Origin of the sequence: Actinomyces viscosus, assembly GCF_900637975.1 — a bacterium.
GTDB lineage: Bacteria > Actinomycetota > Actinomycetes > Actinomycetales > Actinomycetaceae > Actinomyces > Actinomyces viscosus.
The window spans coordinates 997,482-1,018,113 of the sequence record NZ_LR134477.1; the positions used below are offsets into that span (position 1 = coordinate 997,482).

General features: G+C 68.4%; 18 protein-coding genes and 1 pseudogene. 6 read left to right on the forward strand and 13 right to left on the reverse strand.

The window, feature by feature from the left end:
- Positions 1–35: 35 nt before the first annotated feature.
- From hisF to EL340_RS04405, 9 genes are read right to left on the reverse strand one after another with little or no spacing between them, the layout of a single operon-like run.
- On the reverse strand, positions 36–806 hold the full coding sequence (hisF, locus tag EL340_RS04365; protein ID WP_126413603.1) for an imidazole glycerol phosphate synthase subunit HisF: 771 nt from the start codon (positions 804–806) through the stop codon (positions 36–38).
- Positions 803–2,212 carry a hypothetical protein gene (locus tag EL340_RS04370; protein WP_232023215.1) on the reverse strand — a complete coding sequence of 470 codons (1,410 nt, stop codon included), beginning with the start codon at positions 2,210–2,212 and terminating at the stop codon, positions 803–805. The genes hisF and EL340_RS04370 overlap by 4 nt, the downstream gene beginning before the upstream one ends.
- Before the next feature lie 48 nt (positions 2,213–2,260).
- Positions 2,261–3,712 (reverse strand): Pup--protein ligase, encoded by a 1,452-nt coding sequence (gene pafA / locus EL340_RS04375; RefSeq protein WP_197722345.1) that lies wholly within the window; start codon positions 3,710–3,712, stop codon positions 2,261–2,263.
- 2 nt (positions 3,713–3,714) lie between these two features.
- Positions 3,715–3,948, reverse strand: a complete 234-nt coding sequence (locus EL340_RS04380; RefSeq protein ID WP_126413605.1) for a ubiquitin-like protein Pup — start codon at positions 3,946–3,948, stop codon at positions 3,715–3,717.
- Between the two features lie 57 nt (positions 3,949–4,005).
- Entirely contained in the window at positions 4,006–5,691 is a 1,686-nt protein-coding gene (locus EL340_RS04385) for a proteasome accessory factor PafA2 family protein (protein ID WP_126413606.1), read from the reverse strand.
- On the reverse strand, positions 5,688–7,397 hold the full coding sequence (arc, locus tag EL340_RS04390; RefSeq protein WP_126413607.1) for a proteasome ATPase: 1,710 nt from the start codon (positions 7,395–7,397) through the stop codon (positions 5,688–5,690). Before arc ends, EL340_RS04385 begins: the two co-directional genes overlap by 4 nt.
- The gene (locus EL340_RS04395) at positions 7,390–8,478 is read right to left on the reverse strand and encodes a tRNA (adenine-N1)-methyltransferase (protein WP_126413608.1); all 1,089 of its coding nucleotides are present in this window, start codon (positions 8,476–8,478) and stop codon (positions 7,390–7,392) included. The genes arc and EL340_RS04395 overlap by 8 nt, the downstream gene beginning before the upstream one ends.
- Positions 8,479–8,496: 18 nt before the next feature.
- On the reverse strand, positions 8,497–9,291 hold the full coding sequence (locus EL340_RS04400) for a family 1 encapsulin nanocompartment shell protein (protein ID WP_126413609.1): 795 nt from the start codon (positions 9,289–9,291) through the stop codon (positions 8,497–8,499).
- Entirely contained in the window at positions 9,288–10,427 is a 1,140-nt protein-coding gene (locus tag EL340_RS04405; protein WP_126413610.1) for a Dyp-type peroxidase, read from the reverse strand. Before EL340_RS04405 ends, EL340_RS04400 begins: the two co-directional genes overlap by 4 nt.
- Positions 10,428–10,802: 375 nt before the next feature.
- On the opposite strand from EL340_RS04405, the gene EL340_RS04410 reads away from it, so the two are divergent.
- Complete coding sequence (locus tag EL340_RS04410) at positions 10,803–11,543, forward strand: transposase family protein (protein WP_126414785.1); 741 nt, start codon at positions 10,803–10,805, stop codon at positions 11,541–11,543.
- Complete coding sequence (locus EL340_RS04415; protein ID WP_126413611.1) at positions 11,540–11,869, forward strand: type II toxin-antitoxin system PemK/MazF family toxin; 330 nt, start codon at positions 11,540–11,542, stop codon at positions 11,867–11,869. Before EL340_RS04410 ends, EL340_RS04415 begins: the two co-directional genes overlap by 4 nt.
- Positions 11,870–11,875: 6 nt before the next feature.
- Here the strand turns inward: EL340_RS04415 and EL340_RS04420 are convergent, their stop codons facing one another.
- Positions 11,876–12,997: a zinc metalloprotease gene (locus EL340_RS04420; protein ID WP_164719345.1), complete on the reverse strand. Its 1,122-nt coding sequence runs from the start codon at positions 12,995–12,997 to the stop codon at positions 11,876–11,878.
- 146 nt (positions 12,998–13,143) lie between these two features.
- On the opposite strand from EL340_RS04420, the gene EL340_RS04425 reads away from it, so the two are divergent.
- From EL340_RS04425 to EL340_RS04440, 4 genes and pseudogenes are all read left to right on the forward strand, one after another.
- Positions 13,144–14,073, forward strand: coding sequence for a RecB family exonuclease (locus tag EL340_RS04425; protein ID WP_232023216.1), 930 nt, complete (start codon positions 13,144–13,146; stop codon positions 14,071–14,073).
- Between the two features lie 382 nt (positions 14,074–14,455).
- Positions 14,456–15,525: pseudogene (locus EL340_RS04430) on the forward strand (YeeE/YedE family protein).
- 36 nt (positions 15,526–15,561) lie between these two features.
- A complete protein-coding gene (locus EL340_RS04435; protein ID WP_126413613.1) occupies positions 15,562–15,783 on the forward strand; it encodes a sulfurtransferase TusA family protein in 222 nt (73 codons plus the stop codon).
- Between the two features lie 23 nt (positions 15,784–15,806).
- Positions 15,807–16,799: an aldo/keto reductase gene (locus EL340_RS04440; RefSeq protein ID WP_126413614.1), complete on the forward strand. Its 993-nt coding sequence runs from the start codon at positions 15,807–15,809 to the stop codon at positions 16,797–16,799.
- Between the two features lie 229 nt (positions 16,800–17,028).
- On the opposite strand, the gene EL340_RS04450 is transcribed toward EL340_RS04440, so the two are convergent.
- The 3 genes from EL340_RS04450 to EL340_RS04460 all read right to left on the reverse strand — a co-directional run bounded on the left by EL340_RS04450 (position 17,029) and on the right by EL340_RS04460 (position 20,624).
- On the reverse strand, positions 17,029–17,352 hold the full coding sequence (locus tag EL340_RS04450) for a DNA primase (protein ID WP_126413615.1): 324 nt from the start codon (positions 17,350–17,352) through the stop codon (positions 17,029–17,031).
- A gap of 72 nt (positions 17,353–17,424) precedes the next feature.
- Entirely contained in the window at positions 17,425–18,525 is a 1,101-nt protein-coding gene (locus EL340_RS04455; protein ID WP_126413616.1) for an NAD(P)/FAD-dependent oxidoreductase, read from the reverse strand.
- Between the two features lie 47 nt (positions 18,526–18,572).
- Positions 18,573–20,624: a M3 family metallopeptidase gene (locus EL340_RS04460; protein WP_126413617.1), complete on the reverse strand. Its 2,052-nt coding sequence runs from the start codon at positions 20,622–20,624 to the stop codon at positions 18,573–18,575.
- Positions 20,625–20,632 lie beyond the last annotated feature (8 nt).

The following is a 20,632-nucleotide window of genomic DNA, read 5'->3' on the forward strand; positions in this document are numbered from 1 at the left end:
TCATGCTCCGCCGGCCTAAGAAGCCTCCCACGGACTCAGCGAACCGGGTGCCCTCCAGCGCGCAGCGCGTCTTTCGCATCGGTGATGGTCATCGCGCCGTAGTGGAAGACCGAGGCTGCAAGGACGGCGTCGGCGCCGTGATCGGCCGCGATCGCGAAGTCCTCAGGACGTCCGGCACCGCCGGAGGCGATGAGAGGCACCCGGACCTGAGCGCGGACGGCATCGATCATCTCGGTGTCGAAACCGCCGGTAACGCCGTCGGCGTCCATGGAGTTCAGGAGGATCTCTCCGGCGCCGAGCTCAGCACCCCGAACCGCCCAGGCGACGGCGTCGATTCCGGTCGATACCCGTCCTCCGTGGGTGGTGACCTCGTAGCCCGAGGCCGTGGTGACACCGGACGGGCACCTGCGCGCGTCGACGGACAGGACCACCACCTGGTTGCCGAAACGCTGTGCCACCTCTGCCAGCAGCTCGGGACGAGTGATGGCGGCGGTGTTGACGCCGACCTTGTCCGCGCCTGCACGCAGCAGCTGGTCCACGTCGTCGACAGTGCGCACTCCTCCGCCGACGGTCAGGGGGACGAACACCTGCTCCGCGGTACGGGACACCACGTCCAGCATGGTGGAGCGTCCCTCGTGGGAGGCCGACACATCCAGGAAGGTGATCTCGTCAGCCCCCTGGGCGTCGTAGCGAGCGGCCAGCTCCACCGGGTCGCCGGCGTCCTTGAGCCCTTGGAAGTTCACGCCTTTGACGACACGACCGTCCTTGACGTCGAGGCAGGGGATGATGCGAATGGCGACGCTCATAAGTGATCCTGGGTGGTGGGACGGGGAGATGAGGAGGCCTGGGGTGAGGCGGTCTGGTTGCCACTCGATTGTCCAGCGGATGTCCCGGAGGCCTTGCCCGGGTCCCTGGCGAGGACGTCGATGACCACGACAACGGGTTCGGTGCCCTGCGCCTGCTCCGCCGGGAGGGAGAGGACCACGCGCGAGCCCACCGTGATGTCGACCAGGTTCTGGGAGACGCCCACCAGGGCGTTGCTCATGTCGAGCTGCTTGGGCGGGATCTGGTAACCGAAGGTCGATTCATCCAGGGGCTGGCCCGTCGCCCAGCTGACCATCGTGGTGCGGGCGATGAGCTTGTCCTGGGGGCTGATCTGGGGACCGGTGCCCTTGATGAGGACCGCGGTGGAGGCCTGGGTGGGAGCCGGGAGGCCTGCGGTGCTGACCGTGATGGAGCCGTCCGATCCTTCGCTGACAGTGGGGCTGCCCGCGGCGGGTTCCTTGGCCTCTCCGGTCGCCGTGGTGGGGAGAAGGTCGATAACGGTGATCTTCGTTGTTCTGGAACCGTCCTCCTCATCGGCGGGCTCGCGAAGAACGACCCGGGCTCCCTCGCGCTGGCCCGAGACCGCTGCGTTGATGTAGTCGCCCACCTCAGGACCCAGCAACCCCTGCCACAGCTTGTAGCCGTCATCGTTGCCAGTCGTGTTGCGTCCGTCGATGCCGGAGAACTGGGAGACCTGCAGGATCACCGGCGATCCTTCTGAGACCGCACGTCCCTGGCCGGTCTCGACGACGTCGGTCAGCACGTCACTGGGAGCGGACAGAGAGGCCCCGTTGGCCAGGGCGATGGAGGGGGCCGAGCCCGAACCGAGCCGTCCGCTGATCGTCAGCAGCTGATTCAAGGGGGCATTTCCATCGAGCACGGTCGACTGGGCCACGGTACTGGCCCCCGAGCCGTTCCTACCGGAGAGGAGCTTGTTAACGGCTAACGGCACCAGAATCATCGCGAGGATGACAACACCGATGAGGGCGACGGCCAGGGGCCCCCGGGGCATCCGTCCCAGCGGGCCCCCCGGTGTGCGCCGCGGCGGCGTCGTCTCTGCGTCGTCCGCATCGTCCGCGTCATCCGCATGATCCGCGTCGTCCGCCTCATCGACAGGCCGCCAGGAATGGAACGCTTCCTGCGCGGGAAGGGCGGACCGCCACTGAGCCTCCGGCTCAGCCCCAGAGGGCGCTGCTGTGCCGGTGGGCCGGGTTCCGGAGGACCGCGTCCCCATCTCTGCCGGAGGCTCGGAAAGCGCCGGCAGGTTCTCGGTCTGCGCATCCTGCTGGGCCTGCTGGGCCATCTCCTGAGCACGTTCGAGCGCACGGCGCTGACGCCGGGTCAGAGGCGCGCCTGCTCCGGGGTCAGGGGTGGAGGTAGTGCTCATGTCATGTCTTCCGTCGGTCGCCTCGCCAGTGCCGTGAACGATTGCCGCTCACACCCCGGCGGGGAGGTCGGTTGCCGAGCGCTCCATGCTCTCCAGGAGTGCGTCGATGCGTTCATCTGCAGCGCAGAAGGGATCACTCAGCGTAACAGTCGGGGAGGCGCCGTCGTCGAGGCGAACACCCACCCAGTCGACCGTCAGGTCTCGGCGAAGGTCCTCAGCCCTGGCGACGACCGCGCCACGCAGGTGCGCACGCGTTGTGGCAGGCGGAGTGCCCATCGCGCGTCGACAGGCTTCGTCATCGACGAAACGACGCAGCATACCTGCGCTCTCCAGCCGTTGACGCAGCCCCTGATCAGGTGAGACGTCGTGGTAGGCCAGGGCCAACCGGGTCACTCGAGGATCCGTGAGCCCGGTATCGTGCCGCTGGCAGAAGCGAGTCACCAGCTGGTACTTGGCCGCCCAGTCCAGCTCCGTGACCACGAGCTCGGGCTGCTGGAGGCGAACGGCCTCGAGCCCCCGTTCCCACAGCTCCAGCGCGGCGGCGTGCAGCCCAGTCACCTCGACGCCTCCCGCGACGTGGTTGCGCAGCCGCTCGAGGTGCTCGGTCTGCATCTCCAACGCCGTCATGGTGCGGCCGTCGGCGCGTTCCAGGAGCGCGCGCCCACTCAGGTCGCGGCAGGTGTCGCGGATGGCCCGCATGGGATCGGCCAGGGCCAGGTCACTCAGGTCTCCCCCGCTCTCCAGGTAGTCCAGGAGCAGGTCCATGGCCGCCACCTTGAGCAGGGTGGATCCCTGGGCGATGTTGGAGTCCCCGACGATGACGTGCATGCGCCGGTAGCGCTCGGCGTCGGCGTGCGGCTCGTCGCGGGTGTTGATCAGTGGCCTGGCGCGGGTCGTCGCCGAGGAGACGGCGTCCCACATCTGGTCCGCCCGCTGGGAGAAGACGTAACCCGAGTGCCTGGGACCACTGTGGGGTGCTGGGGGATGCGCCTCCTCATCTCCCACGATGTGACCGGCGCCAACGAGGATCTGGCGGGTCACCAGGTGGGGCACGAGGGTTCGCGCGTCGTTCCAGAAGTCGCCGCGACGGCGCACGAGGTAGTTCTCGTGGCACCCGAAGCCGTTGCCCTCGGCGTCGCGGTTGTTCTTGAGCAGGTGGATCCGCCCGGGAACACCTGCGGCGGTCAGACGGGTATTGGCCTGCTGGGCCAGGTCCGCCATGACCAGCTCGCCGGCACGGTCCTGGGCGAGCAGGTCCTCGAGGTGGTCACACTCGGCGGTGGCGAACTCCGGGTGGGAACCCACATCCAGGTAGAGGCGGGCTCCGCCGCGAGTGAAGACGTTGGAGGAGCGTGAGCGCTGAACCACCGGTTCGAAGAGCTCACGAGCGGCGTGGTCGGCGTCCAGGGGCGGCGGACCGTCCCCGGTGGGGGCGCAGGTGATGCCGTACTCGGTCTCCACCCCGATGATGCGCCGCGCCGGGGGCCGTGAGCCGCTCATGCTCACTGGCCGCCCTTCTGGACGAAGCCCTGGACGAAGGCAGCCGCATTGGTCTCGATGACCGAGTCGATCTCATCGAGAATGCTGTCGACGTCACCGACCTGGGCAGTCGACGTCGTCTGTGCCGACGCCGTCGGCGTTCCGAGGCCGATCTGCTCCTCAGTGTCCTCGACAGTGGACTCGACACCGGCGCGACGAACCTGTCCGTGAGACTGATCGGCGTACTGCGGCGTCATGTGGTGCTCCTTCACTCGTCCTCTCAAGCAGCGCGCCGCTGGTGGGCGCTGCGGTGCTCAGTCTCTCTCAGGTGCCGCCCGACGACCAATTTCCTCCAGGATGGTCGCCGTCTCATCGGGGCCGACCGCGACGTCGTCGGGCAGGCGCAGACGCAGCAGCTCGGGGTGGCCGGGGACATCGAGAACGAGGCAGGTCCAGGAGGCGCTCACGACCTGTGGGTAACGGTTGATGGCGGCGCCGCGAATGGTGGCGCGTGTGCCCTCTGGTGGGGTGACTGCGGCTCGCTGGACCTCGGCCTCGGTGACCAGTCGGTGGATCCGGCCGGCGGCGTCGAGCTTGTCGACGACGGAGCGTCCCGGACGAAGATCGGCCCACTGAATGTCGAGAGCGGCCAGGCGAGGATCGTCCCAGCCGGTTCCCGACCGGCGGCGCAGCCCCTCGCAGAGCTCGTACTTGGCGACCCACTCCACCAGCTGAGCGGCCGGGCCCGATCCGTCACGGCGCCACCGCTCCAGGGCGTCGAGGCTCTGGCGCCACAGGTCGAGGGCATGCTGAGCCTCGGGGTCACCGCGGCGCGTCACGGCAGGAGTGACGGCGTTGAGATAGGTGCGCTGGATCGCCAGGGCGGTCATGGCTCCGCCCTGCGTGGTCAGCTCATAGGAGAGGGTGGGATCGTGGGACACGGCCCAGTGCTCCTCAACGGGGTCCCCGGTGATCGCCATGCGGCCGAGGTCCGTCACGGCCTCCCTGAGCTCGTCGGTGTCCTCGGCGTGCGCCTGCTCCAGGAACCACAGGAGCAGGTCCGTGGTGGCGACCTTGAGGTAGATGGGGACGTCGAAGCGGTTGGCGTCGCCGTTGATGACGTGCAGGCGGCGCCAGCGCGCGCCATCGGCGTGCGGCTCGTCACGGGTGTTGATGATGGGGCGGTTGAAGGTGGTCTGCAGACCGATCTCGGACTCGACGTAGTCGGCGCGCTGACTGATCTGGAAGCCGGGCCGCTCACTGCGCTGACCGATGCCGACCCGGCCGGCGCCCACGAGGACGGGGCGAGTGACCAGGAAGGGGGCCAGGACCGCGGCCAGCTCCTCGAAGGGCAGGTCCCGCCGCACGAGGTAGTTCTCGTGGGAGCCGTAGGCCGCCCCCTTGCCGTCCACGTTGTTCTTGTACAGGACGATCTCCACCGGTGCGCCGGTGCTGACACGGTCGTCACTCAGAACCGTCATGGCGCGCCGGGCAACCACCTCCCCCGCCCGGTCCCAGACGAGAGCGTCACGAGGGGTGAGGACCTCCGGCGAGGAGTACTCGGGGTGGGCGTGGTCCACGTAGAGCCTGGCCCCGTTGACGAGAACCGTCGTCGTCGCGCGGGAAAGCGCCGCCTCGGCGGCGCTGGGGCGGGCGCGCGAGCCCCAGGGAGCCGGAGGCGGATCCACCGTTGCCGCCGCTGTGTTCGCGGCCGGTGAGGCGTCACCCGACGGCGCCGGGTGAGCGGGGTCGTCGGTGAGCTGGCTGGGGTGGGCAGCGGCTCGCGGGAGCCTGCCGCCGCGCAGGTCCGCCAGGGGGTCCTCCCCCTCGTAGTCCCAGCGCACGGCGGGCACGTCGGCTCCAGCGCAGTAGGCCTCCACCACCTGGCTGGAGAGCACCACGGGGTTGGCGTAGGGGTCGCCCGGGCGCAGGATTCCGAACTCGGTCTCCAGGCCGACGGGACGCGTCACCGGACCCGGCTGAAAGCCGATGTGCTTCATGTCCTGTCCTTCCCGAGTCTGCGAACGCTGCGGATATCCGAGGCACGGGCGCCGATGAGTCGGGCCCACCCCTCGGGGGTGGTGGCGCCGGTGATCTCCTCATTCTGCCGAGCCTCGATCCCGACGGCCGAGCGGAGCCTGTCCACACTCAGGCCCCCTTCACCCCCGGCGAGCTCATCCTTGATGGAGGCGGTCTTGGCCCGGGAGACGATGGCGGCGAGCATGGCACCGCTGGCCAGGTCGGCCAGGTGGAGGGTACGGGTGGTGGTAGCGGCGACGGCGGCCGCACGCGCCTCGGTGATCTCCAGGACGGCGGTGGCCTCGTTCCGCGCGTAGAGCGTCTCGACGACGACGTGGCGCAGGAAGGCGGCAGTGGCCTCACGGTCTCCCCCGTGGGCCGCGAGCTCCGCCGGAGCCAGAGGCAGGTCGGCGGTGAGGTGCCGGGCGAGGATCTCCTCGGCCCCGGTCTCATCGGGCCGGTTGATGCGGATCTTCACGTCCAGGCGCCCGGGGCGCAGGATCGCGGGATCGATCATGTCCTCGCGGTTGGAGGCCCCGATGATGACGACGTTGCGCAGGGACTCCACACCGTCGATCTCCGCCAGGACCTGGGGCACGATCATGGTCTCGACATCAGAGGACACGCCGGTGCCGCGGGTGCGGAAGAGCGCCTCCATCTCATCGAAGAAGATGACCACCGGACGGTCCTCGGCGGCGGCCTTGCGGGCCTGGTCGAAGATGGCGCGGATCTGCCGCTCGGTCTCGCCGACGAACTTGCTCAGCAGCTCGGGACCCTTGATATTGAGGAAGGCGGCCGGGCGGCCCCTCACGCCGGGGGCGCCTCCGGAGCCGGCCAGCGAGGTGGCCACGGCCTTGGCGATGAGGGTCTTGCCGCAGCCGGGTGGGCCGTAGAGCAGGAGCCCCTTGGGGGCTCGCAGCCCGTAGGCCTGGAAGAGCTCGGGGTGGGTGAAGGGCAGCTCGAGGGCGTCGCGGATCTGCTCGATCTGCGGGCCCAGTCCCCCGATGTCCGCCCAGGAGACGTCGGGGGTCTCGGCGACGACGAGCTGTTCAACACTGGTGCGCTCGATGAGCGCCGTGGCGACGTCGGCGCGCAGGTCGGCGGCCAGGGTGTCGCCTGGTTTGAGCCCCTCCCCGGCCCCGGCGATGCGGCGCAGAGCGGAGGACAGGGTGAGGATCCGGGTGCCTCCCGCTCCGGTGGTCACCAGGACGCGGGCGTCATCAAGGGTCTCCTCCAGGGTGACGGCCTCACCGGTCTGGGGCTCGGGGAGGGTGGCGACGACGACCATCTGGTCGTTGACGGCCACGAGCCGGCCGATCCGGAGGTCATCGTCGTCCACACCCGGGTGGACGTGCAGAAGCATCTGACGGCCCGACAGGCTCACGGCAACCTCGCGCTCCTGTCCGGTGCCCTCGACGTTCGCCTCGTCCCTTGTGCCGGGAAGAGCGGTGAGCAGTCCCAGGGTGACCGGAGGGCGGGTGACGGCGTCGAGCTGCTGGCCGAGCTCGGTGATGCGCTCGCGGGCGGTACCCAGGGCGGCGACGAGGCGCTCGTTCTTGGAGGCCAGGCTGACGGCCTGGGCCCGGGCCTCGCGCAGCTGGTGGCTGGTGAAGTCCCTGGCGGGCATGCCCAGCGACTGAGTCCTGGACTGGGGCCTGTCCGTACCGCCTGCAGGGGTCTCAGGCATGATCGCCCTCCTGGGCCGGCTCGGCGGTTCCGTCCTGGACGGGAGTAGCGTCAGTGGGCTGCTTGGCCCGGCAGTCGCGCAGGACGCGACGCACCTTCTTGTCGGTGCTGGTGCGCTCCTTGACGTCGTCGGGCAGCCAGTAGCCGCCCTCGTCGTAGGCGCCGCGGGCGGGCGGGCGCTTGCGGGCCAGGGGCCGGGAGCCGGAGGCCAGGCGCCTGGCGGTCAGGAGGAAACCGGTGTGCGCCACCATGCGGTGGTCGGGGCGCACGGCCAGGCCGTCGACGTTCCAGGTGCGCACCATGGACTCCCAGGACTCGGGCTCGGTAAACAGCCCGCTGTGGCGCAGGGCCTCCACGGTGCGGGACAGCTGGGTGACGGTGGCGACGTAGGCCAGGAAGACCCCGCCGGGGACCAGAGCGGTGGAGGCGGCCTCGACGTTCTCCCAGGGGGCGAGCATGTCCAGGACCACCCGGTCGATGCTGCCCGCCTCCACCCGGGCGGCGACGACGTCGGCGAAGTCTCCGGTGCACAGCTCCCAGGCGGGGTGGTGGCGACCGAACCAGGCATCCACGTTGGAGGCGGCGATCTGGGCGAAGTCCTCACGGCGCTCGATGGACAGCAGGTGACCACTCTCCCCGATGGCGGAGAGCAGGTTCATGGTCAGCGCGCCCGAGCCCACCCCGGCCTCCAGAACGCGGGCGCCGGGGAAGATATCGCCCATGGCGATGACCTGGCCGGAGTCCTTGGGGTAGACCACCTGCGCGCCGCGGGGCATGGACAGCACGTAGTCGGCCAGGAGCGGGCGCAGCAGGAGCAGCTCGTGGCCGGTGTCGGTCTCGATGACGCTGCCCTCGTCCATTCCGACGACGTCCCGGTGGTGGAAGGAGCCCCGCACGGACTGGAAGTAGCCGTGGGGGTCGAGCAGGAAGGTGTTCTTGCGGCCCTTGGTGTCCGTCACCTGGATGCGCTCTCCGTACCGGAAGGGTCCTCGCCGGCCGGCCTGTCCCAGCACCTCCTGAGGAACCGGGCGCTGGTAGGAATCCGTGGGTGAGAACGCCGTGTGCTCAGTATGCTCGCTCATCAGGGCGAGTGTAGGACCTCAGCGTGTCAGCGCGACGCTCGCCTCGGAGGTGTAGGGGAGGAAGGTGAACGACTCCTGGAGGTAGAGCTCAATCGACTCGGCATCGTGCGAGAGGTACCCGATGGACAGGTCCTGGCCCAGGTGCAGCTCATAGTCACCGCCCCGTGTGCTCAGCAGGACGGCACCCTGGATGGCTGGTGCCCATAGGATGTCGCCGTTCAGGAGACGGTCGATGTGCTTGCGGATGGGGTAACCGTCGTCAGTGGTCTCGGCGACGACAGTCCACAGCTCTGCAGAGAGCAGGAGGGCGTACGGGCCCTCGACCCCGGCGAGGCGGAGCTCCTTCAGGGCGTCGGCCACTGCATCGGGGAGATCCTTCGACTGGGGCAGCTCAACGACGGGGTTCGAGCTGGTGGGAACCAGTCCGTCGATACCCGCGCTTGTCAGTCCGAAGAAGACAATGCCGTCCTCCGCCCGGGCGATCTGAGCCGCGGCGTCCTTGACGGGCTGACAGTCGGAGTCCTGGGCCCCACGGTCGACGGCGTCGACCGCCTCGCGGGTGACGCGGAAGGGAACCCGCAGCTCGACGACCTGCCGAACCTGACGCTGGTGGGCCTGAACCCCTTCGAAGGGGGTGTCCACGCGCACCTGATGACCAGTGCGCACCGCCGCCAGATCCTCTCCGTCCGGTCCGACGACATCAACGACTCGGCGTCCGGCGATCCAGCGGATGAAGGTGCGCCGGGCCTCTTGGTCGATCTCGCTCCAGGCGGCCTCGGAGATGGGCGCGAGATCTCGATGCAGGTTGTTCATACCTCTCCCTTCAGGTTTCCGATCCCAAGGGAACCGTCGGACGGTTCGGATGAGACGCTCATGTCACTGTTGCGGTCCTCTGTCCTCCAATCGCCCGGTACCTCCGAAGGGCCGTTCAGCCCCAGGCCTCTGGCGGCACTCAGCTCAGTGGCGGGCTGGGTCGGGTCCTCCGGTCCGGGTTGGGGCCGGGCGGCGGCACGCGCGTGCTGGTCGGCCTCGTCGAGAAAAGCGGCCGGAGGGGCGAAGAAGAGGCAACCCGTCAGAGGTGTGGAGAAGTCCAGGATGCGATCGTAGTTGCCCTCGGGCTCCCCCAGGAACATTCGCCTGAGCATGAGCTCGGTGACACGCGGGTCGGCGGCATAGCTGATGAAGAACGTGCCCTGATCCCCGGATGCCTCACCGAAGGCGAGGTTGTCACGCACGATCTGGAGCTCGTTGCCATCGGCGTCCTCAATGGTGTTCATGGTGACGTGACTGTTAGTGGGCTGCTCATCATCGGGAAGCTGGATGTCATCGAGCTTGGTGCGACCGATGACGCGCTCCTGCTCCTCAACACTCATCGAGTCCCAGGCCGTGAGGTCATGGATGTACTTCTGCTCAATGATGTAGCTGCCACCGGTCCAGGCGCCATCGTCAACGAGCGCCGCCACGACGGCCGCCTGACCCCGTGGACTCTCGGTACCGTCGACAAAGCCAAGTGGATCGCGCTCATCGAAGTAGCGGAAGGCGTGGACCTCGTCGTAGCCGGCGGCCACGGATCCCAGACGGCGCATGATCTGACGGGCGAGCTCGAAGCACATATCGAGCGTTGAGGCACGCAGGTGGAAGAACAGGTCTCCCGGCGTCGAGGGCGCGTGGTGCTTGCCGCCCTGAAGTGCCACGAAGTCGTGCAGGAACTCAGGTCGAGGCACATCGAAGAGGCGATCCCACATGCCTGCCCCGATACCGACGACGCAGCTGAGCATCGTCTCGGGATAACGAAAGCCCACCGCCCGGGACAGCCCGGACACATCGGTCAGCAGATCTATGACCTGGGCCTCGCCACCGTCCCGTACGGTGACGGTGAGGAAGATCGATGCCTTGGCCGGCGGAGCCAGAATCTCCTGGGAGAGATCCTGGGGGATGACGTCTCGCATAACTCCACTTTAGAAGACGCCACTGAAAGAAACGATTGAATCACTCGATCCGTGTCGAACCGGCGCTCATGATCCGGTGTCCGTCTCCGTCACGACGTCAGAGCAACGGGTAACCGGCCGGCACCGGACTCTTCATGCATCCCATAACGGTATGCACTTCGGTGCCATGACGGTATGTCTGTGCAGATCGCCGTTCGGCTCCCGATGACATGGAGGCTTATTCATAGGGGTGTTTAGGGTGTTTTGTTGGTAATAGCGTGTCGCTAAGCAGGGTGGCGGCTTGCTCTTGAGAGAATCTTTGGTGCTTAAGCCAATCCAACCAAGAAGCAAACCGCCATGACGAATAGTAGCACGAGAATCCCTCGGTGTGAGGTTGTGGGCCTGTGCGAGGCCATTTTCGCCGAGAACCCCGATCTGCCGGTCTTCGGGGCGAGGGCGCTGGGGCTGTTCCTGTGCGTGCGACTGACCCTGACCTACCTGCGCCACAACCTGCCCCAGGAGCTGCTCGCCGAGCTCTACGGCGTCTCCCAGGCCACCGTCTCCCGCGTCATCAGCACCTACACGCCCCTGATCGCCCAGGCCCTCCAAGCCTCTGTACCGACGGTGGAGGACCTGGACCCCACGGCCCAGCTGATCATCGACGGCACCCTGCTTCAGTGCTGGTCCTGGAAGGACCACCCCGAGCTGTACTCCGGTAAGCACAAGACTACGGGGCTGAACGTGCAGGTGGCCTGCACCCTGTCAGGAACCCTGGCCTGGATCTCCGACCCCCAGGACGGAAGGGTCCACGACACCCAGGCCCTGCGCCACTGCGGCCTGCTCGACGTACCGGCCACCGACCTACCCGACGGGACACCACCACCACGCCATGTCGGCGACAAGGGGTACATCGGGCTGGGCATGATCACCCCGAAAAGAAAACCCGCAAAACTTCCCCTCCACCCAGACGACAAGACCTACAACACCACCGTCAACCAGATCCGCTACAAGATCGAACGAGTCATCGCCAACATCAAGACCTGGAGAGTCCTGCACACCGGCTACAGAAGACCACCGGAAACCTTCCCGGAAACCATCTCCGCAGTCCTCGGACTCATATTCACCTACACCCCATGAATAATCCTCCTTGTCTCCTTTCTCGACGAGGCCGTCGCTCAAGGACGCGCCCCGTCGTCATCCTGACTCGTCAGACCGCTCGCGCGAGCATGACCAAGGTAACGGTGGCACCCATCACCTCGACGATCAGGGGCCTGTCGAGTGAGGTGCTGGTGGGAGCTGTCAACGGATTGGATCATCCCAGCGCCATCTCGCTCGATAACGTGCTCACGATCCAGCCACGACTCCTCGGCCGCAATATCGGTTTTCTCACCGAGGAGCAGGAGCACGAGCTGGCTCACGCCGTCGTCCTCGCCTACGACCTGGAGCTCCCACTCCTACGATGATGTTCCTCAGCGCGCGCCGGTGGGGACGGCTCCGCTTAGGGTCCTTGAGTCCACCAGCACCAGCCAGCGCGAGACCTCTCGGGCCCGCTTCATGGCGTCGGCAGCCGCCTGCCCGGTCAGATCGGTGGTCACCGCCGCGGCCGGCAGCACCGTGCAGACCTGGCCCGCGGTCACGTCGACGCCGGATGCAGGATCCTGCGCGCCATCCATCCCGAGCTCCTTGAGGGAGGACTCGTCGATGGCGCCCACGAGCTCGGTCCCGTCAGCCACCAGAACGAGGGCGGCCCCGCCGGCAATCGCGTCACGTGCCCGGGACAGGGGCGTATCGGGTCTGACGACGTGCACTGGCCTGGCCAGCTCACGCAGATCCAGCCTCGAGGCGGCTCGGGCGCCTCCGCCGAGCTCGAGGACCTGCCAGCTGGAGGCCGCGATCGACCACCCGACCATGACCACCAGGATGAGATTGAATGCGTCGGGCTGGCGGCCCTCGAGCAGAAGCGGACGCAGGATCCACCACCACACGACTCCGCCGACCACGATAAGTCCGCCCCAGCCGGCCACCTTGAGACCGAGCCGGCGGTTACCGGTCACCTGCACCACGAGCGCAGCCAGGGCGTAGCCGCCGTCGAGGGGCAGACCCGGCAGAGCGTTGAAGACGGCCAGGGCCAGGTTGACCAGGGTCACGGCCCACACCGTGAAGGCGATGGGGATCGTCAGACGTGCGGAGTCCTGCACCTGCGTTCCGATCAGCCAGATGAGCAGGTTTGTGGCCGGACCGGACAGGGAGGTGACCAGGTCCTTCCACGCGGTCCACTCGCGTGCCGGCCCGAAGGAGGTCCGCCCTCCCCACAGGTAGAGCTCGTAGCGGGTGGGGCGTCTCCCCATGAGGGTCCCGGCCAGGCCGTGCGCCAGCTCGTGCAGGAGGACCGAGGCGGCGACGCCCAGGACCGTGGCGACCACCACGAGCAGCACGGTCGTGGTCCCGAAGGCGCCCAGGGCGTTGGAGACCAGCGGGTACCAGCTGCCGGCGATGAGCAGGCCGAGCAGGAGCGAGGTCGGCGAGATGACGACAGGGGCGCCACCGATGCGGGCGATCACCCACTCGCCGGTCGATGTGGAGGCAGGCATGGGCGCGAGCCTAACGCCGTCAGGGGCAGCATGCTGCATCTTCCCGGGGGCCACAGACGGCTTGTGCGCCGTTGAGTGCGCACGCTGTGAACGGGTCACCTCTCACTTCCGACACACTGTCACCTTCTCACGGTAGCGTCACCCTCATGTCCTGTGAGCCGCATACCGTCACCACCTCGCCTGCTCGGGCCGGCGCCAGGCCCACCGGGCCGGGTGCCGGCGGCGGCCCGGGGCGCAGTTCCGGTGGTGGACGTCGCGCGGCCCTGTCCCCGTCCCGGGCCAAGGACTTCATGCAGTGCCCGCTCATGTTCCGTCTGCGGACAGTCGATCGTCTCCCCGAACCCGGTTCCCTGGCCACGCACAAGGGAACGGTTGTTCACGGCGTGCTGGAGCGGCTCTACGACCTGCCGGCCTCCGAGCGCCGTCCCGCGGCAGCTCTTGACCTGCTGCCCGGCCAGTGGGCGTCCCACAGGGAGAAGAACCCGGAGGTCATGGGCCTGTTCGAGGACTCCACCCAGGTGGAGACCTGGCTGGAGGAGGCGCGCGGACTCATCCGCACCTACTTCACCCTGGAGAACCCGCAGCGTCTGGAGCCGGCCGAGCGCGAGCTGTTCGTCCAGACCGAGACCGGTGACGGCCTGCTCCTGCGGGGCTTCGTCGATCGCCTGGACGTGGCACCCGACGGCGCCATGCGCGTGGTCGACTACAAGACCGGTCGCAGCCCGGGCACGCGCTTCATGGAGGAGGCGCTGTTCCAGATGCGCTTCTACGCCCTGGTCCTGTGGCGGCTGCGCGGACGAGCGCCGGCTCGCCTCCAGCTCGTCTACCTCAAGGACGGGCGCGTTCTGACCCACGACCCGCGCCTGGCCGAGCTGGAGCGAACCGAGACCCGCCTGGCCCACCTGTGGGACGAGGTCGAGGACTGCGCCCGCACCGGAACCTTCCGCCCCCGCCGCTCCCGGCTGTGCGACTGGTGCGCCTTCCAGGCCCAGTGCCCGGTCTTCGGGGGCACGACGCCGCAGATGCCCGACGACGGGGTCACCCGTCTCCTGAGCGCCCGCCGCACTGCCGCCTGATCTCACCTATCGTCCCAGAATTGCTACGGGGCGCACCCTCGGTTACAGTCCGTGGCGGTTGACAACCGTCGCCAACCACGTCACACCGGAGAAGCACATGAACGTCGCCCAGGCTCGCACCGCCCGCACCGCCCTGCGCGGGGCCGGCATGTGTATGCGCAGCCTGGTTCGGACGTTCTGAGGCGGTCTCAGACAGATCGTTCTCTCCGGCTCCCGGCGCCCCGTGACGGCGCCCGAACAGCCACGTCCAGCCAGGCACCCACCTCACTCCCCCACCGGATGACGTGGCCCCCCCTCTGCATCTTCTTCCACCTGTGCTGCGTCACCGGTCCCCACGCAGGCTGCTTGCACCTGAAAGCGGCAGCCGGACAAGGACCACACCGTGCCAACACCCGCCATTCTTTCCGGGCTCGTCGTCGGAGCAGCCCTCGGCTTCATCCTTCAGCGAGGCCGTTTCTGCATCACCGGGGCCTTCCGTGACCTGTGGGTCTCTCGCTCCTGGCGCTGGTTCACCGCCTTCCTGCTGGCCATCGCCGTTCAGGCGGTCGGCGTCGCCGTCCTGACCGGTGCCGGCTCCATCAGCCCTGAGATCCCCAGGCTGTCCGTGGTTGCCACCGTGGCCGGATCCTTCCTCTTCGGAATAGGGATTGTCCTGGCCGGGGGCTGCGCCACCGGAACCTACTACCGCGCCGGTGAGGGGCTGGTCGGCTCCTGGTTCGCGCTCGTGGCCTATGCGACCACGGCGGCCGCCTCCAAGACGGGGATCCTGTCCGGGGTAACCACATGGGTCAAAGGACTGTGGGTCACCAACCTCACCACCATCCCCGCCACCATCGGGGTGCCGGACTGGGTCGGTGTCGTCATCCTGGCCGGGGTCACCGGGGTCGTGGTGCACCGGTTCGTCGTGCTGGGGCGCAACCGTGCCGCCCAGGTCCAGCTGCCCGCACAGCGCACGGGCCTGGCTCACCTACTGCTGGAGAAGCAGTGGAACCCGCTGGTCACGGGACTCCTCGTGGGGATCGTCGCCATCATCGCGTGGCCCACGTCCTGGGCCTCGGGGCGCCCGGACGGGCTCGGGATCACGACGCCGTCGTCGAACCTGGTGAACCTCATCGTCACCGGAGAGGCCAAGCGGCTCGACTGGGGCGTCCTCCTGGTCCTGGGCATCCTCATCGGCTCCTACATCGCTGCCAAGGCCTCCGGAGAGTTCCGCGTGCGCGTGCCCAGCGCTCCATCGTCGGCGGCATCCTTATGGGGATCGGAGCCGCCTGGGCCGGTGGCTGCTCGATCGGCAACGCCCTGGTGCAGACTTCGCTGCTGTCGTGGCAGGGCTGGACCGCGCTCGTCTTCCAGGTCCTGGGAGTCGGGGCCGCCGCCTGGTTCCTTCTCATCCGCCCCCGTCAGCGTCGTCGCGCCGAGCGCGCCTCCACCCGCGTCCCCGCCGCAGTCTGACCCGCCCCAACAGCACCCGACACCAAGGAGAGATTCATGCGCACTGTCCTGGAGACCACCGGCCAGGTCTGCCCCTTCCCCGTCATCGAGGCCGAGGAGGCCATGGAGGATCTCAGCCCCGGCGACGAACTCGTCATCGGCTTCGACTGCACCCAGGGGACCCAGACCCTGCCGGCCTGGGCCGCCGACAACGGCTACACCGTCACCGAGTTCGAGCGCACCGGCGACGCGGCCTGGACCATCACCGTACGCAAGTAGGCCGAGCCGCTACGGTTAGGCCTATGGAGCACAGGAGACTCGGCCGAACCGGCCTGCGAGTGTCCTCCGTGGGCCTGGGCACGATGACCTGGGGCCGGGACACCGATGAGCTCGAGGCCAAGGAGCAGCTCGACATCTTCCTCGACGCCGGCGGCACTCTCGTGGACACCGCCGCCTCCTACGGCGAAGGCGTCAGCGAGGAGGTGATCGGTGCGCTGCTGCGTGAGCACGTGGACCGTCAGGACCTCGTCCTGGTCTCCAAGGCCGGGGTGCGCACCTGGCGCACCGGGGAGCGGTCCTCGGTGGCCGACGCCTCCCGCGGCTCCCTGCTGAACACGCTCGACACCAGTCTGGCCCGCCTGGGCACCGACCATCTCGATCTGCTGCTGGTTCAGGTGCCCGACCCCACCACCTCCCTGGAGGAGACGGCGCACGCCCTGAGCCTGGCCGTCTCCTCGGGGCGCACCCGCTACGTGGGCATCGCCAACCACCCGGCCTGGGCATCGGTGCGCATGCACGATCTGCTCAGCGGCCTCTTCGGTGAGGGCGGACGGGGTCCGGGACTGGCGGCCGTCGAGGTGGAGCACTCACTGCTCTCCCGGGGCATCGAGCGCGAGCTCATGCCGGCCTCCCAGGCCCTGGGCTTCGGGATCCTGGGGTACGCGCCCCTGGGACGGGGGGTCCTCACGGGCAAGTACCGGGCGACGATTCCACCGGACTCGAGGGCCGCCTCGCCGCACCTGCGCTCCTACGTGTCCCCCTACCTGGGTGACCCGCACCGGGGGGTCGTCGAGGCAGTGGCCACCGCGGCGTCGGGCCTGGATCGTAAACCGGCCGAGGTCGCGCTGGCCTGGGCCCGCGACGCCGTCGGGATCGCCTCCACCATCGTGGGGGCGCGCACACCAGCTCAGCTCCAGGGCGTGCTCTCAGCCAACGATCTGGAGCTCCCGGTCCAGATCCGCCACGCCCTGGACGAGGTCACCTCGGTGCAGCTCGGATACCCCGAGCGCTTCTGAGCCGCTCGGCACCCTGGGAGTACCGCAGGTTCAGCCCCACACCAGGGCGACACGCCTCCCGCCGACCTCGTGGACGGGCACGTCCATGCCGAAGACCTCACTGAGGCGCTCCCGGGTCATCGTCTCCTCCGGGGTGCCCTGAAGAACGACTCGGCCACAGCGAAACAGTGGGGCCCGTGCGCCTGGCACGGGCCCCACCACTGAGCGTTGGAAGGTCGGGAGACCTCAGTCAGTCCTCGTCGTCGTAGTCCTCGTCATCATCATCGCCGTCATCGTCGTAGTCGTCATCCTCATCGTCGTCGTACTCGCCGTCATCGTCGTAGTCGTCATCGTCCTCATCCTCGTCATCAGCATCGGAGTCGAAGGCCTCGAAGGGGAGCTCGATGCCGTACGCGGTGAACAGTGAGTCGTCGTAGGTGAAGAAGGCGTCCTGGAGGGCGTTCTCGGCCGCGACCACGGCCGGGGAGAGCTCATCGCCGGTCGCGGCAGCATCCAGGTGCGCCTCGAAGGCGGCGATGAGTCGGTTGAGCGCGGACCGCGGGTCGTTCGTCATGTAGGACACACTACCGGCTCTCCCCCACCCGGCGCACAGGTGGTCCGCAACGCAGAGTCGCGTCGCGTCTGATCACGCGTTCTGACCGACACCCAGCTCCTGGCGAATGAAGCCCAGGAAGAGGTCCTCCCCCTTGATTCTGCTGGTCTCCTCAGGTCCGACGACAACGCGTACGCCGTCGCGCAGGATCTGGGAGGCGCCGCCGTCGGGGCCCAGGGGCAGGATGATCCGTTCGGTTCCGGGCGTGTAGGTCGTGCTGGGCTCCCGGCCCGCGATGATGTCGGCGATGTTGTCGGCGACGACTCGGGCGTGGGCCCGGGCGGCGTCGGCGCGCTTGGACTCCCGCACATCGGTGATGTCGCCGATGGCCCAGACGCCGGGGTGATCCACCACTCGAAGATACTCGTCGACGCGGATCGTGCCGTCGTAGTGGCGCACCTCGTCGTAGTCATCGCTGAGGAATCCGGTGGCTGCCGCTGAGCCGTAGGCGCGGAACCACATGTCGGCCTCCACAGGACGTCCGCCCTGGGTCGTGACCCGGAAGGGTGAGAGCACGCCGACGTCGACCGGGGGCAGGAAGCTGAGGGCGTCACCGGTGATGACCTCCACTCCGCGCTCGGCGAGCTGGTCGGCAATGGCCTCGCGGATCTCCGGCTTGTAGTCACCGGCGGGAAGGATCCTGTCGGCGGCCTCCAGCATGGTCACCTTGATGTTCGGGAAGGCCGAGGTGATCTCTCCCGCCAGCTCGATACCGACCGCACCGGCTCCCACGATGAGCACTCGTGAGCACTGCTCGAGGTTGGCGTGGACCCGCTCGATACGGGCCTTGGCGATGATGGAGGAGGACTCCATGTGCTTGGCCGGGAAGGGATAGGCGGTCCCCGTGGCCAGCACCAGGTAGTCGGCCTCGATCGGTCCGTGCCCGGAGACCTCGACGGTGGTACCCCGAACGGCCAGCGCCGTGCCGTGGACGACGCGTCCGTTGGTCAGGAGCCGGTCGTAGGGCAGGAAGATCTTCTCCGCCCAGTCCCGGTCGACCGCCGCCCGCAGCGCTGCGGCGTGGCTGACGAAGGTGTCCTTCTGCTCCACGAGGGTGACCTCGGCGACGTCGTCGAGGGCCTTGGCGACGGTAATGCCGCCGTACCCACCGCCAACGATGGTGACGCGAGCCATATTGTGTTCCTTCCGGTGATGAGAGGTGAAAACGCGGGCCGCGCTCGTCAGGTGAGTCCGCGGCGCTTGAGGAGAGGCAGGATGCTGGGGTCGCGCCCGGTGAAGGCGCGGTAGGAGTCCAGGGGGTCCCGGGAGTCGCCGCGGGCGAGGAACTCGCGCCGGAAGGTCTCCCCGGCCGTACGGTTCAGGCCGAGGTCACCGTCAATCGCGCCGTCGGTGGTGAACCACGTGATGGCATCGGCGTCCATGACCTCGCTCCAGATGTAGGCGTAGTAGGCGGCGCTGTAGCCGCCGGCGAAGACGTGGGAGAAGTAGGTGGTGCGGTAGCGCGGTGGCACGAGCGCGTCGTTGACCCCGGCCTCGGCCAGAGCCTGGTGCTCGAAGCGCTCAACCTCGTCGACATCTCCTGGGACCTGCCCGGGGACGAGGGTATGCCAGGCCTGGTCGAGCAGGGCGGCCCCCAGGTACTCCGTGGTGGCGTAGCCCTGGCCGAAGGTGCCCTGGCCGCGCAGCTGCTCGGCCAGCTCATCCGGCAGGGGCTTGCCAGTGTCCACATGGCGGGCGTAACCGGCGAGCACCTCGGGGTGAAGAGCCCACTTCTCGTTGAGCTGACTGGGGAACTCGACGACGTCCCGGGGAACGGCCGTGCCGAAGGCCGAGGGGTAGCGGGTCTCCGAGAACAGGGCGTGCAGGGCGTGCCCGAACTCGTGGAAGCAGGTGATGACCTCGTCCCAGGTCAGCAGGGCGGGCCCGGTGGTGGGCTGCTCGATGTTGCAGCAGTTGATGACGACCGGCCTGCGACCGGTGAGCCTCGAACCGGTGACGAGGCTGTCCATCCAGGCGCCCCCGGACTTGCCGGCTCGGGCGTAGTAGTCGCCGACGAAGAGTCCCAGGACCGGGGCATCCGGCTCCTCACCGTCACGTACCTCCCAGACCCGCACGCCGGGGGCGTACATGTGCTCGGCCAGGTCCTCGCGCTCGTGGAAGGTGATTCCGTAGAGACGGTTGGCGGCGTAGAAGACCCCCTTGGTGATGACGCTCCACAGCTCCAGGTAAGGGGCCAGGACCTCGTCGTCGACGCCGAAGCGGTCCTTGCGCTCGGCGGCCTCGTAGAGGGGCCAGTCGGCGGGGCCGAAGGTCTCGCCCGCCTGCGTCTGGGGATCGCGCTCCATGCGGGCGGCGTAGAGCTGGGCGTCGCGGCGGGCGTTGGCCATGGCGGGCGGCGTGAGGCGGGCGAGCATCTCGCAGACCGCCTCGGTGGTTCTGGCGGCTGACTCCGCCGCCACGAGCGCGGCATGGTGCGGGTATCCGAGCAGTGCGGCTCGCTCGGCGCGCAGCGCCGCGAGCTGAAGGACGATGCTTCGGGTGTCGCCGGCGTCCTCCTGTCCGCCCAGCCCCCTGCTCATGGACCTCTCCAGGAGGGCGAGTCTGGCGCCGTGCGGTCGGGTGGCGGCCAGGGCCGGTGGGATCGTGACATTCGTGACCCCGGCGGCGTGCATCGCCTCGGTGGCCAGGACGGAGAAACGCATCTTGAGTGCGTTGACGCGGGCGTTGATCTCCCTGAGGGCGGCGGCATCCGACTCGTCCAGACCAACGCCGTTGCGTTCGAACTCCTCAACGGTCAGACGGATGAGACGAGCGGTCTCAGCATCGATGACAGTGCCGTCAGCGTCGCAGGCGTCCTCGCCATCAGGCGCGGCGGCAACGAGATCGTCAAGAACCTTGACCCGCTGATAGAGGCGCGAGTCGAGATGGTAGGCGTCGGAGTGCGCCGCCAGATCGGGAGCGAGTGTCTCCTCGAGCGCATCCAGGTCCGGGCACTCTGTGGCGGCGGTCAGTGCGTCCAGAACCGTCAGAGCCCGCTCCAGCAGCTCACCGGACCGTTCCAGGGCGTCAACGGTGTTGGCGATCGTGGGCTCTGCCTCATTGGTGGCGATCGCCTCCCACTCCTGACGCTCGGCGGCCATTCCTGCCCGAATGGCCGGTTCGATGTCGGAGTGGTCCACTGCCGTGAAGCCGGGAAGCTCCAGGTCAAGCGGCCAGGGCCTGGCGAAGACGTTCGACTCCGGGAGGTCGGTGCCGTCGGTGGTCTCGCTCATGGGCCCAT